The 14,734-nt window shown below is 31.5% G+C and carries 16 protein-coding genes and 1 pseudogene; 11 read left to right on the forward strand and 6 right to left on the reverse strand.

Annotated features, from left to right (window positions below; translation table 11 throughout):
- A pseudogene (locus BP92_RS17270) lies at positions 1-225 on the forward strand (IS110 family transposase); the annotation flags it as partial.
- A gap of 132 nt (positions 226-357) precedes the next feature.
- Here BP92_RS17270 and hemN read toward each other — a convergent pair.
- A complete protein-coding gene (hemN, locus tag BP92_RS0112965; protein ID WP_026726427.1) occupies positions 358-1,722 on the reverse strand; it encodes an oxygen-independent coproporphyrinogen III oxidase in 1,365 nt (454 codons plus the stop codon).
- Positions 1,723-1,864: 142 nt separating this feature from the next.
- On the opposite strand from hemN, the gene trxA reads away from it, so the two are divergent.
- From trxA to BP92_RS0112985, 4 genes are all read left to right on the forward strand, one after another.
- Positions 1,865-2,167 carry a thioredoxin gene (gene trxA, locus BP92_RS0112970; protein WP_026726428.1) on the forward strand — a complete coding sequence of 101 codons (303 nt, stop codon included), beginning with the start codon at positions 1,865-1,867 and terminating at the stop codon, positions 2,165-2,167.
- 45 nt (positions 2,168-2,212) lie between these two features.
- Positions 2,213-2,602: a rhodanese-like domain-containing protein gene (locus tag BP92_RS0112975; protein ID WP_026726429.1), complete on the forward strand. Its 390-nt coding sequence runs from the start codon at positions 2,213-2,215 to the stop codon at positions 2,600-2,602.
- A 17-nt stretch (positions 2,603-2,619) separates the two neighbouring features.
- The gene (locus tag BP92_RS0112980; RefSeq protein ID WP_026726430.1) at positions 2,620-2,832 is read left to right on the forward strand and encodes a YgaP family membrane protein; all 213 of its coding nucleotides are present in this window, start codon (positions 2,620-2,622) and stop codon (positions 2,830-2,832) included.
- Positions 2,833-2,899: 67 nt separating this feature from the next.
- Complete coding sequence (locus tag BP92_RS0112985) at positions 2,900-3,232, forward strand: tRNA-binding protein (RefSeq protein ID WP_026726431.1); 333 nt, start codon at positions 2,900-2,902, stop codon at positions 3,230-3,232.
- Between the two features lie 54 nt (positions 3,233-3,286).
- On the opposite strand, the gene BP92_RS0112990 is transcribed toward BP92_RS0112985, so the two are convergent.
- Entirely contained in the window at positions 3,287-3,661 is a 375-nt protein-coding gene (locus BP92_RS0112990) for a PUR family DNA/RNA-binding protein (RefSeq protein WP_026726432.1), read from the reverse strand.
- A 69-nt stretch (positions 3,662-3,730) separates the two neighbouring features.
- Positions 3,731-5,497: an ABC transporter ATP-binding protein gene (locus BP92_RS0112995; protein WP_026726433.1), complete on the reverse strand. Its 1,767-nt coding sequence runs from the start codon at positions 5,495-5,497 to the stop codon at positions 3,731-3,733.
- A 193-nt stretch (positions 5,498-5,690) separates the two neighbouring features.
- Here BP92_RS0112995 and BP92_RS0113000 point away from each other — a divergent pair, with 193 nt between their 5' ends.
- From BP92_RS0113000 to yajC, 4 genes are all read left to right on the forward strand, one after another.
- Entirely contained in the window at positions 5,691-6,794 is a 1,104-nt protein-coding gene (locus tag BP92_RS0113000) for a Glu/Leu/Phe/Val dehydrogenase dimerization domain-containing protein (protein WP_026726434.1), read from the forward strand.
- Positions 6,795-6,877: 83 nt separating this feature from the next.
- Positions 6,878-7,819 (forward strand): transcription antitermination factor NusB, encoded by a 942-nt coding sequence (gene nusB, locus BP92_RS0113005; RefSeq protein WP_035693487.1) that lies wholly within the window; start codon positions 6,878-6,880, stop codon positions 7,817-7,819.
- A gap of 12 nt (positions 7,820-7,831) precedes the next feature.
- Positions 7,832-8,299 (forward strand): DUF1573 domain-containing protein, encoded by a 468-nt coding sequence (locus tag BP92_RS0113010; RefSeq protein WP_035693489.1) that lies wholly within the window; start codon positions 7,832-7,834, stop codon positions 8,297-8,299.
- Between the two features lie 10 nt (positions 8,300-8,309).
- Entirely contained in the window at positions 8,310-8,576 is a 267-nt protein-coding gene (gene yajC, locus BP92_RS0113015) for a preprotein translocase subunit YajC (RefSeq protein ID WP_026726437.1), read from the forward strand.
- 54 nt (positions 8,577-8,630) lie between these two features.
- Here yajC and BP92_RS0113020 read toward each other — a convergent pair whose 3' ends face one another.
- From BP92_RS0113020 to pepT, 3 genes are all read right to left on the reverse strand, one after another.
- Positions 8,631-9,206, reverse strand: coding sequence for a YdeI/OmpD-associated family protein (locus BP92_RS0113020; protein WP_026726438.1), 576 nt, complete (start codon positions 9,204-9,206; stop codon positions 8,631-8,633).
- A gap of 78 nt (positions 9,207-9,284) precedes the next feature.
- The gene (locus BP92_RS0113025) at positions 9,285-11,525 is read right to left on the reverse strand and encodes a M20/M25/M40 family metallo-hydrolase (RefSeq protein ID WP_084329774.1); all 2,241 of its coding nucleotides are present in this window, start codon (positions 11,523-11,525) and stop codon (positions 9,285-9,287) included.
- Between the two features lie 104 nt (positions 11,526-11,629).
- Positions 11,630-12,874, reverse strand: coding sequence for a peptidase T (gene pepT, locus BP92_RS0113030; protein ID WP_026726440.1), 1,245 nt, complete (start codon positions 12,872-12,874; stop codon positions 11,630-11,632).
- A 521-nt stretch (positions 12,875-13,395) separates the two neighbouring features.
- Between pepT and BP92_RS0113040 the strand changes: the two genes are divergently transcribed.
- On the forward strand, positions 13,396-13,773 hold the full coding sequence (locus BP92_RS0113040) for a hypothetical protein (protein ID WP_035693491.1): 378 nt from the start codon (positions 13,396-13,398) through the stop codon (positions 13,771-13,773).
- A 182-nt stretch (positions 13,774-13,955) separates the two neighbouring features.
- Positions 13,956-14,734: DUF3347 domain-containing protein (locus BP92_RS0113045; RefSeq protein ID WP_026726443.1), on the forward strand; the 779-nt coding region annotated here is incomplete at its 3' end.

Genomic DNA, 14,734 nt, shown 5'->3' on the forward strand with positions numbered 1-14,734 from the left:
AATCTAAGAAAGTCAATGCATTTACCTTCTTTAACAGCAGTAAAATGGGACGAAAATTTTAAAAATATTTACGCTAGGCTCATATCAAAGAACGGAATTAAAATGAAAGCATTAGTCGCTGTTCAGAGAAAAATACTTGAACTTATTTATATATTATTCAAAAATGAGACAGTGTATGATAAAGAATATATAACAAAAAATAGCGCGCAAACACAAATGGTTTAAACACGCTATAGAGACTAGTTCAATGACTGTCTTGAAAAACAAAAGTAATAAAAATTAAGATTTAAATTTGAAATCAACACAGAATCTTATATGTTTTAAATTTTGTTTCAGATTTCAAGTTTCAGGTTTCACTTAAATAGTCATTGAGAATAGCTTAGTTTCTGGTGCTTTTCTGATTAATCTTAAATCGAATGCCATACAGATATTTCTAACGAATGGTTTTCCTTTTTCGGTTACGGTTATGGTATCGTCTTGAATCGTTAAAAATCCATCGTCTTGCATTTCTTCTAAGCTAGCTAATACCGAAGGTAACTCAGGAAAATCTAGAGCTTTGTCTTTCCAAGAAGTGGTAAATTGACACATCAAATTCAAGATATGTTTTCTGATAATTAAATCTTCTGGCGTTAAAACATGACCTCTGAAAATTGGTAATTGATTATCGGCTAAATGCGTGTAATAATCTTCGATTGTTTTTTCGTTTTGTGCAAAACTATACCAGCTATCACTAATAGAAGAAACACCTAAACCAATCATCAATTGCGTTTTTGAAGCGGTATAGCCCATGAAATTACGGTGTAGTTTTCCTTCTTTAAATGAAGTAAACATACTGTCGTTTTCTAATGCAAAATGGTCCATTCCAATTTCGTGGTAACCGTTTTGTGCTAATTGCTTTTTACCTTCTTCATACAACATGCGTTTCTCGTCGTCTTTTGGTAAATCTTCATCTTTAAATCCGCGTTGGCCGTTTCCTTTAATCCATGGCACGTGTGCATAGCTGTAGAAAGCTAATCTATCAGGTTGTAAAGATTTGGTTTTATCAATAGTATCTTTTACATCCGCTAACGTTTGGAAAGGCAATCCGAAAATTAAATCGTGACCAATTGACGTATATCCAATTTCTTTTGCCCAAAAAGTAACTTTAGCCACATTATGAAAAGGTTGGATTCTATGAATGGCTTCTTGTACTTTTGGCGAATAATCTTGCACGCCAAAACTTACGCGTCTAAATCCTAAATCGTATAATTTTTGTAGGTGTTGTTTTGTGGTATTGTTTGGATGTCCTTCAAAGCTAAATTCGTGTTCTTCAGCTTTTGTTGCGTATTGAAAAATACCATTTATCAAACGTTCTAAATTTTCTGGAGAGAAGAAAGTTGGAGTTCCGCCACCTAAGTGAATTTCTTTAATAATCGGTTTTCTTGGGAATAAATCGCAATATAGTTTCCATTCTTTAATCACCGCTGTTATGTAGGGATCTTCTACTTCATGGCGTTTGGTAATTCTTTTGTTACAACCACAAAACGTACACAAACTTTCGCAAAATGGTAAATGAATATATAAACTTATACCTTCAGTAGCATTGGATTCTTTTAAAGATTGTAACAAAGTTCTCTTCCAATCTTCTAAATGGAATTTTTCCTCTTCCCAGTAAGGAACAGTTGGATAACTTGTATAGCGAGGTCCTGGAACATTATATTTTTGGACAATTGAGACTGACATAGCAATAGATTTTTAGTACTGTACAAACTTAAAGCGCTTCTGAAAAATAAAAAATGATAATTGTCATATTTGATTTGTGTAACAAATATTACAGAAGAAAGCTTTTTCAAATCGTATCTTTGAAGTAGAAAAATAATAGATTATGAATGCGAAATTTAATGATATAATAAACGGTAATGATTTGGTTTTAGTAGATTTCTATGCCGATTGGTGCGGCCCTTGTAAAATGATGTCTCCTATATTGCAAGAAGTAAAATTGAATTTAAAAGATGCTGTAAAAATTATTAAAGTGAATGTTGACCAACATCAAGATTTGGCAAGTCATTTTATGGTAAGAGGAGTGCCAACCTTAATGTTATTTAAAACAGGAAAAATGTTATGGCGCCAATCAGGAGTTTTGAGTGCTAGAGATTTATCAGCTATAATTAGTAATCATTTAAATTGATTTTTTGTATATTTATAAACGAAAACAAACAAAAACATAAAAATAATGAAATTAAAAGTATTGAGTTTGGTCATTCTATTTTTTGGATTGACTTCTTGTTTGAAGAATCAAGCAGATGGTGTTCAAGTATTAGATGTAGCCAAATATGAGAAAAAAATGGTACAGCCTGATGTTCAATTAGTAGATGTTCGTACGCCAGAAGAATTTAATGAGGGTCATTTAGAAAATGCAATAAATATTGATGTTACGACTGATGATTTTGATGCTAAAGTAGCTAGTTTAGATAAAGAAAAACCAGTAATGGTCTATTGTAAACTTGGAGGTAGAAGTTCTAAAGCGGCAACGAGATTAAAAGAATTGGGATTCAAAAATATTTCTGATTTAGAAGGAGGAATCACCAATTGGACAAACGAGAATAAACCAACAGTTAAATAAACTTAATACTTTAAATTATGAAAAAAAATGTAGGTACAGGTGACCGTTTTTTACGCGTCATGATTGGGGTTATTGCACTAATTTTAGGACTTTCAGGAATGTTAGAAGGAACTGTGAAATGGGTAGCATTAGGTGTAGGTGCCGTGATGGTTGTTACAGCTTCTGTACAATTTTGTCCACTTTACACTTTGTTAGGAATTAATACTTGTAAAGTAAAACCGAAAAAATAAAAATTTATCAAATTATAGTATAAGTATGATTTACTTCGGTAAATTGTACTTTTTTATTTTATACCCTATGATAACTTGGAACGATTTTGAAAAAGTTGAAATGCGCGTTGGAACTATCTTGGATGTACAAGATTTTCCAAAAGCAAAGAAACCTGCCTATCAATTAACTATTGATTTTGGTGTTGAATTAGGAATTAAAAAATCTTCGGCTCAAATAACCAAACGTTACACTAAAGAAGATTTAATCGGGAAACAAATTATTGCAGTTGTCAATTTTCCTAAAAAACAAATAGCCGATTTTATGAGCGAATGTTTGGTATTGGGCTCAGTAGGCGAGGAGAACGATATTGTTTTGCTGACTTCTGATATTCGGGTTGAAAATGGGTTGCGTATTGAATAAAAAAAATCCCAAATTCAATTAAGAGTTTGGGATTTGTATTTTGTAATCTTACGATTAAATATCGTCAAAATCAATATTAGTAAAACTTTCCGCTGATTTTACTTCGTCGTTTCCTTCAGCGTAAATTTCTCTTTTGAAATCTTTTTGATGTCTTTCTGAGATTACCTCTTCTCCTTTTTGGTCTAGAACAAAATCAGTCATTTCATCTAAAATTTCTCTGAAAGCAGCGAAATCTTCTTTGTACAAATAAATTTTGTGTTTTTTAAAGTGAAATGAACCATCTTCTTCTGTAAACTTTTTACTTTCAGTAATGGTAATGTAGTAATCATCTGCTTTTGTAGCTCTTACATCAAAGAAATACGTTCTTCTTCCTGCACGCAATACTTTAGAAAAAATATCTTCTTTTTCTAACATGTCATTTTCTCTCATAATCCTACTGTCAATTAATTAGTGTTATAGCGTCTCAAAAATCTAAAAAAAATCGGATAAAACAAAATTTTAGTCAATTTCTTTTTCCGAAAGTTGTTTTAAGTATAACTCTTTGTAGTACCCATTAAGGTCTAATAGTTGGGAATGAGTGCCTTGCTCCTTGATTTTTCCTTCGTCTAAAATGATAATCCAATCTGCATTTTTGGCAGAAGAAACTCGGTGACTCACAATTATAGTAGTTTTGTCTTTGCAATAGTCTAATAAATTGTTCAAAATGGTTTCTTCGGTTTCGGTATCAACAGCACTTAAACAATCGTCTAAAAGTAGTATAGGAGCATTTTTAATTAAAGCTCTTGCAATAGAAACACGTTGTTTTTGTCCTCCTGATAGCGTAATACCACGTTCTCCTAAAATGGTTTCGTATTGCTGATTGAAATTCATAATGTTATCATGAACTACGGCTTTTTTAGCAGCTTCCGTAACTTCTTCATCAGTAGCATTTTCATTACCAAATTTGATGTTGTTTTTGATACTATCCGAAAACAAGAAAGCATCTTGTGGCACCACACTGATTTGATTTCTTAAATCGAATAAATTTAAGTCTTTAATGTCTTTGTTGTCAATAGAAACCGTTCCTGAAGTTGTATCATACAAACGACTAATTAAAGTTAGAAGAGTTGATTTTCCAGAACCTGTTTTTCCTAGAATAGCTAACGTTTTCCCTTTTTTAACTTCAAACGAAATTTCGTCTAACGCTTTAATTTTTGTGTCTTCGTATTCGAAAGAAACCTTATCAAATTTAATGGCGCCTTCTATTGAAGTGTGACTACTAACTGTATTTTTAATTTCAGGTTCTTCTTTTAGAAATTCATTAATACGTTTTTGTGAAGCTTCTGCTTCTTGAACTAATGAGGAAACCCAACCTAATGAAGCCACCGGCCAAGTCAACATGTTGATGTATAAAATGAATTGGGCAATTACTCCAATACTTGCAATTTCGGGGTCGTTATTGATGTACATAGAACCTCCAACGTAAACTACGACCAAGTTGCTCAATCCAATAAGTAAAATCATCAACGGACCAAAAAGCGAATTTACTCGAGCTAAATCCATTGCTTTTACTCTGCTCTCATTGCTTAAATCAGTAAATTCATTTTGTTTTTTACCTTCAATGGCATAGGCTTTAATTACTCGGATTCCAGAGAAAATTTCTTGTGTAAACGAAGAAAGCGTTGATAAATTCTTTTGAAATTCACCACTACGTTTATGAATCATCGAACTAATTTTAAAAATACTGTACGATAGAAGCGGTAAGGGTAATAAAGAATATAAAGTTAGTTTTGGCGAAATGTTGTACATGTAAATCACCACAATTGTAAAACGCATTAAGGTATTTAACGAATACATTACGGCAGGACCAACGTACATTCTTACTTTTCCAACGTCTTCGCTAATACGATTCATTAAATCTCCAGTACGATTACGTTTATAGAAACTTTGTGTTAACGTTTGATAATGATTGAAAATCTCGTTCTTCAAATCAAATTCTACATGACGCGACATTACAATTAAAGTTTGACGCATTAAGAACGTGAAAAATCCAGCAACAATAGTAGTTCCTAAAATCAGTAAAATGTTGTGAAACAATGATTTTTGGAAGTTAACTAAGTCCCCATCAGGACTTTTTACATAGTCTTCAATTACTTTAATGGAGTTTCCAATCAACTCAGGTGTAAATAAAGAGAAGATTTGCGCTACAATTGTAATAAATATTCCAAGTAGGAAACGATATTTATATTTGACAAAGTATTTGTTTAAATATTGTAATTCTTTCATAGTATTCTTTAGTGCAATAACATTTCTGTATCAAATTCATTAAAAAGATAATCAATTGATAATGAACGATTATCGGGTTTTTTAGCTTTTCATTGCTAAATTATTAAAATAAATATAATTTTTTGAATCATTTTAAAATTATTCGTAATATTGTAATTAAATATTGAATAATTTTCAACTCAACTCAAATCGCATGACAGCAGAATTATTAAAAGCAAATGAGCTTCATAAAGTAGATCCAGTTTTTGGTCAGGTATCTTTTGATGGTCATGAACAAGTTGTATTTTGTCACGACAAAGATACAGGATTAAAAGCAATTATTGGAATTCATAACACAGTTTTAGGACCTGCATTAGGAGGAACTAGAATGTGGAATTATACAAACGAATGGGAAGCGTTAAACGACGTTTTACGTTTGTCTCGTGGAATGACTTTCAAAAACTCAATTTCAGGATTAAATTTAGGTGGAGGAAAAGCGGTTATAATTGGTGACGCTAAAACTCAAAAAACGCCTGAATTAATGCGTCGTTTTGGACAATTTGTAGATTCATTATCTGGAAAATATATCACTGCTGAAGACGTAGGAATGGAAACCAAAGACATGGATACAGTAAATGAAGTAACAAAACACGTTGCTGGTATTTCTGTTGAAAGAGGTGGTTCTGGAAATCCTTCTCCTGTTACAGCTTACGGTGTTTTCATGGGAATGAAAGCAGCAGCTAAATATAAATTTGGTTCTGATAATTTAGAAGGTAAAAGTGTTTTAGTACAAGGAATTGGTCACGTTGGCGAAGTTTTAGTACAACACTTAACTGAAAGTGGTGCAATCGTTACGATTACAGATATCAACGAAGATAGAGTACATCAAGTAGGAGCGAAGTACGGAGCTAAAATCTTTACAGGTGCTGATTTATACAGTGCTGATGTAGATATTTACGCACCATGTGCTTTAGGAGCTACTATTAATGATGCTACTATCAACAACATTAAAGCTTCTATTATTGCTGGTGCGGCTAACAACCAATTAGCTAACGAAGCAGTTCACGGAAAAATCTTAAAAGAAAAAGGTATTTTATATGCACCTGATTTCTTAATCAATGCAGGTGGTGTTATCAACGTGTATTCTGAATTAGTTAAATGGACGAATGCTCAGGTTATGGAAAAAACAGAAAACATCTACAACACAGCATTAGAGATTTTCAAATTTGCAGATGATAACAACATCACTACGCATCAAGCGGCTTTCTCAATGGCGCAAAAACGTATTGATGATGCAAAAAATGAATTAAAGAAGTAATTCGTTTTAAATAAAATTGTATTTTTGCAGAGCGAAAGAGGAAACTTTTTCGCTCTCTTAATTTTATAAAGTTCTTAATTAGTATGTTAAACAGAAGACATATCCGAGTAAAAGTGATGCAAAGTATTTATGCAATGCACCAACACCAATCTGATAATTTGGATAAAGAAGAAAAATTCCTTTTTCAAAGTATCGAAAACACCCAAAACTTGTATCTTTTATTGCTTTCGGCACTTATCGAAATCAAAAAGAAAGAAGAGGAATACATCGATTTGGCTTCTAAAAAACATTTAGCTACTAAAGAAGAGCGCAATCCCAATTTAAAATTTATCAATAATAAAGTTTTGGTTTTATTATCAGAATCCGAAGCATTAGAAACGGCTTTAGATGATAATAACATCAACAACTGGAAATTGAATGATGATATTATTTTATCTTTAATTGATACTATTAAAGAAAGCGAATTATATCAAAATTACATGCAGAAACCTGTCGGTAGTTTTGAAGATGATAAAAATTTCATTGCCGATTTATATACCGAAGTAATTGCTCCAAGTGATCGTTTATACGATTATTTAGAAGATTATAAATTAACTTGGGTAGATGATTTGCCTGGAATTAATACTTTAATTGTGAAGCAAATCAAACAATTAAAATCGGAACATGAGGCTTTGGTTATTCCTAAAGTATATAAAGATTCTGACGATAAAGAGTTTGTAAAGAATTTGTTTAGAAAGACAGTTTTAAATGAAGTTGAATTATCTAAAGAATACATCGATAAAACTCCAAATTGGGATGTAGAACGTATTGCCGAAATTGATACGATTATTTTAAAAATGGCAATTTGTGAGTTGTTGAAATTCCCATCTATTCCAACGAAAGTAACAATTAACGAATATTTAGAAATTGCAAAGGAGTATTCTACACCAAAAAGTAGTATTTTTATCAACGGAATTTTAGACAACTTGGTAAAAGAATTTGACCGAGATGGAAAATTACAAAAAGCAGGTAGAGGTTTATTATAAAATTTTAAAAATATGATAAGAAAATCAGTTGGGTTATTCGCCCTTTCATTAGTTGTGTTAGCAACTGCTTGTAAACAAGAAAGTGCTGCAGATAAAATTACAGATGCTGATATGCAAACCATTGAAGCTGAAAAAGCATTAATTGGTAAATTACCAAAAATTGAATTAGATAAAGAAATTCATGATTTTGGTACTATTAAAGAAGGAGATAAAGTTGAAACAGAATTTATTGTAAAAAATGTAGGAGATTCTGATTTGATTATTTCGGATGCTAAAGGAAGTTGTGGATGTACTGTTCCAGAACCACCAAAAGACCCAATTAAACCAGGTGACTCAGCTCCAATAAAAGTATCTTTCGATTCTAAAAATAAACCAGGAGAACAAGAAAAAACGGTAACGTTAACGACTAATACAGAAAACGGTCATGAAACGTTTAAAATAAAAGCAAAAGTAACACCAGCTACAGGAGTAGCTAATTAATAAGCAACGTATGAATCCAAGTTTAGCAATACAAATTGTATTAATGATTGCTGTGTTTTATTTTTTATTAATAAGACCACAACAACAAAGAGCCAAAAAAGAAAAAGCATTTGAAACCGGATTAAAAGTAGGTGATAGAATCATCACTAAAGCAGGAATTCACGGTAAAATTGCAGAAATGAATGAAGATACAATCGTTGTTGAAACAATGGCTGGAAAAATCAAAATGGAAAAATCTGCTATTTCAATGGAAATGAGTGCTAAATTAAAATCATAATTTTCATTTAAAATAAAAGTAAAGCCGAATTTCTCAATTGAAATTCGGCTTTTTTTATGCTCTGTATTTGTCGTTTAAGCCTCGACCTTCTAATATCATAGGAATGACTTTTTGAAGTCGTGAAATTTGAGTTTTTTCTTGTTTGGCAGTTACTATATATTCAATGAATTCTCTCTGCTTATAAGGTGAAAATGTATTGAATTTGTCATTTAGTTCCGAATTTCTATCCAATTCGTTTTGTAATAATTCAGGAATAATGGTTTCTTTTTTCTCCTTTGGAATGACTAATCCTTTTTCTTCAACTTCAATAGCTTCTTTAATGTATGCTAATATTAATTTTTCATCAATTTCGTTAACCGAATTGAATCGCATTTGGCGAAGAGATTTTGTGTTTTCTTCATTCGCATTGATGAGCAGTTTTTTCTCATCTTTCAAAAAAACACCATTGTAAAACCAAATTCCAAAATAGGATTTAAAACCTCCGATTCCCACCACATTTTTATTGTTGTACGTGTAAACAGGACCGCCCCATTTCGTAGTTTTAACTAAAGGTGTTTTACGAATGATAGCATGTAATTGCTCCAATTCATTTTCCCATTGATTGGTTTTATTCCAAGGATTTTTTTCCAAAACAGTTATTTTTTGTGTTTATCAAATATAAAAAATCTTGATAAAAAAAAGAGGAACAAAGTCCTCTTTAATTTGATTTTAGAATTTTACTTTTACTGTGATTGGTTTGTCATTTCGAATTACAGTTACGTCTTTTTCGTCTCCAGCATTCAATTTCCCTAAACAATCCATGTAACCATACACTTCTTTGATTTCGCAATCACCAATTTTTACTAAAATATCTCCAGCTAAAATTCCTGCTGCATGAGCTGGACGATTATCGGTAACGCCATCTATGTGTAAACCGTCTCCATGGTCTGTATAATCAGGCATAATTCCTAATGTTACTTTGTATTTTGGAACTGTTTTTCCAGCATCCATAGCCGTTTTAGTAAATGTAATTTTATCTAGATTTTCAATATCCGAACATACTCTAAAAACATAATCTGTTATGTTTCTCACACCGTAATAATTAATTTTATCCTCGTCGTCACTTGGTTTATGATAATCCATGTGAGTTCCAGTAAAGAAAAACAAAACTGGAATATCTTTTAAATAAAATGAAGTATGATCAGATGGACCTTGCCCCGCATTGTCTAAAGTTACATTGAAACCTGCTGGTTTATTTTTGTTTATAATGTTTGTAAATTCAGGAGCTGTTCCAATACCACCAACGGTTAAACTTTTATCTGTATTTAAACGTCCAATCATGTCCATATTAATCATTGTGATAACATTTGGATATAATGATTTTAAGGTTTCGGCCATGTGTTTAGAACCAATTAAACCATCTTCTTCCCCTGAAAATAAAGCAAAAATATAGTTTGCATTTTCTTTGGTCTTGTTTTTAGATAACATACGAGCTAATTCCAAAACTCCCGCTACACCAGATGAATTATCATCGGCTCCGTTATGAATTTCGCCATGAGAATTGGGTTTCGTAGAATGATTGTGTTCGTTTAAACCTAAATGGTCGTAATGAGCTCCAATAATGATGGTTTTAGACGCTTTGTTGTCTAAGAAGGCAATGACATTGGTTCCATGATTCGCTTTATCGCCAGAGCCATCTGTTGCATGAGGATTCAATTTTACTTTGTAATTGAATTTTTGGAAGTAACTATTATTCGCATAAGGTTTTAATCCTAATGCTTTGAATTCTTTTGCAATATAATCGGCTGCTTTTTTCTCTCCTTCCGAACCGGTTAAGCGACCCTGTAATTCATCAGAAGCTAAATAAGTTATATGTTTTTTTAGTGATTTTGGTTGTGCAATTTCAGCGGCATCTCCTTCAACCCAATCCGCAATGAAAACATTAGTTTCTCTTGGTTTGCTTTGCATTCTGTTACTCGAGAAAACCAATTTTTTTCCATCAGGTGAAAACATTGGAAAGGCATTGAATTCACTTTGATAAGTAATTTGCTGTAAATTTTCGCCATTAATATCAATCATGAACAATTGAAAATCATATCCACGAGTAGAATGATGATTCGAAGAAAAGATAATTTTTTTATCAGAAGGATGGAAGAAAGGTGCCCAATTGGCTTTTCCAAGATTCGTAATTTGTTTTAAATCAGAACCATCGATGTTGCATGTGTAGATTTCCATTTCAGATGGAGCAACTAAGTTTTGCGCCAACAAATCTTTGTATTCTTTTATCGCTTCAGCCGTCTTAGGACGTGACGAACGGAATACTAATTTTTTACTATCGTGTGAGAAGAAACATCCGCCATCATAACCTAAACCAGTTGTAATTTGTTTTAAATTGCTTCCGTCAATATCCATGGTGTACAATTCTAAATCGCCACTTCTAATACTCGTGAAGGCAATTTTTTTACCATCAGGAGAAACTACTGCTTCAGCATCATAACCAGGAGAATTAGTTAATTGTTTAGTAATGTTTCCATTTAAATCGGCAATGTAAATATCAAATTCTGGATAAATTGCCCAAAGATATTTTCCGTCAATAGGTTTCGGTGGTGCCGGACATGCGTGGTCTGCAGCATGTGTTGAAGCGTATAAGATATGTTTTCCATCGGGCATGTAATACGAACAGGTGGTTCTTCCTTTTCCTGTTGAAACCAATTGTAAGCTTTTTTCATTGAATTCTTGTGCTTTTAAATCTAGCATGAAGATTTGGTCACAAGACACGCCAAAAGCTTTATTGGTAACTTGAAGTGTTAATTTATCGCCATTAGGACTAAAATAAGCTTCTGCATTATCGCCACCGAAAGTTAATTGTTTGATGTTTTTAAGATGTTTTTCTTGAGCAAAAGAAAATATAGAAAGTGAAGTAATTACAGCTATCGATAAGCTTTTTCTAAGATTTATAATTTGAAACATAATTGGTTTTTATTTGTAATGAATAAAAATGATGTACGAATATACAAAAAAAGACAAGCTACAAAAAGCTTGTCTCGATAATAGTTTTCTATTCTAGTGTTGATTTATTTTTTAGTTGCAGCTGTAATTTCGGCAATTTTTACAATTACTTCTGTTGCTTTTACCATGCTTTCAACAGGTACATATTCGTATTTTCCGTGGAAGTTATGACCACCAGCGAAAATATTTGGACAAGGTAAACCTTTATAAGATAATTGGCAACCATCGGTTCCTCCACGAATTGGTTTTATAATAGGATTGATTCCTAGTTCTTTCATGGCTTTTTCTGCAATTTCAACAATGTGGAAAACAGGTTTTACTTTTTCTTTCATATTGTAATATTGGTCTTTAACTTCCGCTATTACAATTTCTTCGCCAAATTGTTTTTTCCACTTTTTATTGAATTTACTCGCTAATTCATGGATAAACTCTTTTCTTTCTTTGAATTTTTTAGCACTATGGTCGCGAATAATTAATTCAACTACAGTTTCTTCAATACTTCCAGTAATACCAACTACGTGAAAGAAACCTTCATATCCTTTTGTTTTTTCAGGAATTTCGTTTTTTGGTAATTTAGAAATGAATTGATTCGCTAACAACATCGAGTTAATCATTTTTCCTTTTGCATAGCCTGGGTGAACACTTTTTCCTTTGAAAATGATTTTAGCTCCAGCGGCATTAAAATTTTCATATTCTAATTCGCCAATTTGACTTCCATCCATCGTATATGCCCATTCGCAACCGAATTTTTCTACATCAAATTTATGAGCACCACGACCAATTTCTTCATCAGGTGTAAAACCTACTCTAATTTTTCCGTGTTTGATTTCTGGATGTTGGATTAGGTATTCCATTGCTGACATAATTTCGGTAATACCGGCTTTGTCATCAGCTCCTAAAAGCGTAGTTCCGTCGGTTGTAATTAAAGTTTGTCCTTTGTATTGTAACAAGTCTTTAAAATAACTTGGTGATAAAACGATGTTTTGTTTTTTATTTAAAACTATATCACCACCATCGTAATTTTTTACAATTTGCGGTTTTACATTAGCTCCTGTAAAATCAGGAGTAGTATCATAATGAGATACAAATCCGATAGTAGGAACTTCATGTTTAACATTGCTTTCTAAAGTTGCCATAACGTAACCATTTTTATCGATAGTTACATCTGTCATTCCCATTGCTTTTAGTTCTTTTACTAAAAGATTGGCTAGGTCAAGTTGTTTTTTAGTACTTGGTGTAGTGTCAGAATTTGGATCTGATTCGGTATCTATTGTAACGTAGCTTATGAAGCGGTCGATAATGTGTTGCATGATTTATAAATTTAGGCAAATATAAGGAATAGGTTGAATAGGTGAGTTAATTCCGATTCAATTTTGATTCGATAAACCTTTTATTGATTTTGTTAGAAACATTTTTATGAATTCTAAGATTGCAGTGTATTTGAATTCAATGTTTTCATTTCTACTAAAAGTATTTTCGGAAACTTGGAACACTAATTGAATATGGTTGTGTTTAATTGTATACGTATATTGTATTATTTTTTTTCTATTTACCGATACAATATCTTTTTTCTCTTTATTCATAAGGGTTAAAGAGGATAGAGGTGTACTAGGGGTGTTGCGAAAATTAATTTTATTTAAGTTTTAAAACTTTAACAAAAATAAGTAAAAAAATAAAGATCTTGGATTAAAAAATAGTTGTTTAATTTTAAAATGGATACAATTATTTAAAAGTAAATTGGAGTTAACAAATGCTTTTGAATTCTATTTAACAATATTTTATACAAACAACAATTCATTTTTTATACATTTGTGATGTTTTAAAGTTAAAAATGAAAAAATATCACATAATATTAATAGTTTTATTAGGCATGTTTTTAATGCCTAATACTGCTATGGCTTGTGGTAACTCTAATTCAAAACATTCTTGTGAAAAAGAAGTTTCATCTAACAAAACTGAAAAGAAGTGTTGTTGTAGTAATGACAGTTCTGAAAGCAAAGATGAAAAGGGATGTAATGGCGATTGTGGTCATTCAAATTGTGGTTGTTCTATGACTTGTCCTTCTTCTTCAATCATTTTTATACCAGAAATTACTTTTAAAATTAACTTTATTCAATATTCTTCAATAGAGAAAGTTAAGTTTTCATACACGGCACCATCAATCTCAGATGGTTTTCATTCTATTTGGCTAATACCTAAAATAGGCTAAATTCTTTTTTTGACAGCCATTAGTGTGTCAAATTTATAGCATTTTGCTATCAGATTAATCATCAGTTTACTTTCCGTTTTTATTTTTAATTATTTCAAGCAGATAGACTTGTAAACTGTTATTCATTATTTTTTTATCAACTTATCAAAGGAATTCACTTTGATTACTAATACATTATTAAAATGAAAAATTCATTTAAAAATATAATGCTAGCAACTTTTATATTGCTTAGTATTGCTGTCAATGCACAAATTAAAAATGCAAAAACAGAAACAGTTAAGATTTATGGAAACTGTGGAATGTGCGAAACCAAAATCGAAAATGCAGGAAATATCAAAAAAGTAGCTAAAGTAGATTGGGATCAAGATTCGAAGATGGCCACTTTAACTTATGATACTACTAAAACTAATCCAGACGAAATACTAAAAAGAATAGCATTAGCAGGATATGATAGTGATAAGTTTCTTGCACCAGATGATGTCTATGACAATCTTCATGGATGTTGTCAATATGACAGAGTTGCTAAAGTTCCAGTTAAAGAAGAAATCAAAGTGGAAGAAACTACTGAAATCCATAATAATCATGTAAACCACAATGAAACTTCAAAGATGGTACTTCAAGAAGTTAACCAACTTAAAGTTGTTTTTGATAACTATTTTGTGGTAAAAGATGCTATGATTTCTTCTGATGGTAACACAACTTCAATTGCTTCAAAGGAATTACTAACTGCAATAAACAATGTTAAAATGGACAAATTGGATATGGATGTTCATATGGTTTGGATGAAAGTTGTAAATCAAATTAAAAAAGATACTGAACTGATTTCAAAATCAAAAGATATTAATAAACAACGAAATCACTTTACAACATTATCAAAAGACATTTATTCATTATTAAAAGTTGCAAAGTATGAGGTTCCAGTTTATTTCCAACATTGCCCTATGTACAATGATGGTAAAGG

It is taken from the genome of Flavobacterium sasangense DSM 21067 (assembly GCF_000686885.1).
Lineage (GTDB): Bacteria > Bacteroidota > Bacteroidia > Flavobacteriales > Flavobacteriaceae > Flavobacterium > Flavobacterium sasangense.

Coding starts and splice junctions, on each gene's coding strand:
- hemN (WP_026726427.1), bottom strand. CDS start 1,722: ATGTCAGTCTCAATTGTCCAAAAATATAATGTTCCAGGACCTCGCTAT.
- trxA (WP_026726428.1), top strand. CDS start 1,865: ATGAATGCGAAATTTAATGATATAATAAACGGTAATGATTTGGTTTTA.
- BP92_RS0112975 (WP_026726429.1), top strand. CDS start 2,213: ATGAAATTAAAAGTATTGAGTTTGGTCATTCTATTTTTTGGATTGACT.
- BP92_RS0112980 (WP_026726430.1), top strand. CDS start 2,620: ATGAAAAAAAATGTAGGTACAGGTGACCGTTTTTTACGCGTCATGATT.
- BP92_RS0112985 (WP_026726431.1), top strand. CDS start 2,900: ATGATAACTTGGAACGATTTTGAAAAAGTTGAAATGCGCGTTGGAACT.
- BP92_RS0112990 (WP_026726432.1), bottom strand. CDS start 3,661: ATGAGAGAAAATGACATGTTAGAAAAAGAAGATATTTTTTCTAAAGTA.
- BP92_RS0112995 (WP_026726433.1), bottom strand. CDS start 5,497: ATGAAAGAATTACAATATTTAAACAAATACTTTGTCAAATATAAATAT.
- BP92_RS0113000 (WP_026726434.1), top strand. CDS start 5,691: ATGACAGCAGAATTATTAAAAGCAAATGAGCTTCATAAAGTAGATCCA.
- nusB (WP_035693487.1), top strand. CDS start 6,878: ATGTTAAACAGAAGACATATCCGAGTAAAAGTGATGCAAAGTATTTAT.
- BP92_RS0113010 (WP_035693489.1), top strand. CDS start 7,832: ATGATAAGAAAATCAGTTGGGTTATTCGCCCTTTCATTAGTTGTGTTA.
- yajC (WP_026726437.1), top strand. CDS start 8,310: ATGAATCCAAGTTTAGCAATACAAATTGTATTAATGATTGCTGTGTTT.
- BP92_RS0113025 (WP_084329774.1), bottom strand. CDS start 11,525: ATGTTTCAAATTATAAATCTTAGAAAAAGCTTATCGATAGCTGTAATT.
- pepT (WP_026726440.1), bottom strand. CDS start 12,874: ATGCAACACATTATCGACCGCTTCATAAGCTACGTTACAATAGATACC.
- BP92_RS0113040 (WP_035693491.1), top strand. CDS start 13,396: ATGAAAAAATATCACATAATATTAATAGTTTTATTAGGCATGTTTTTA.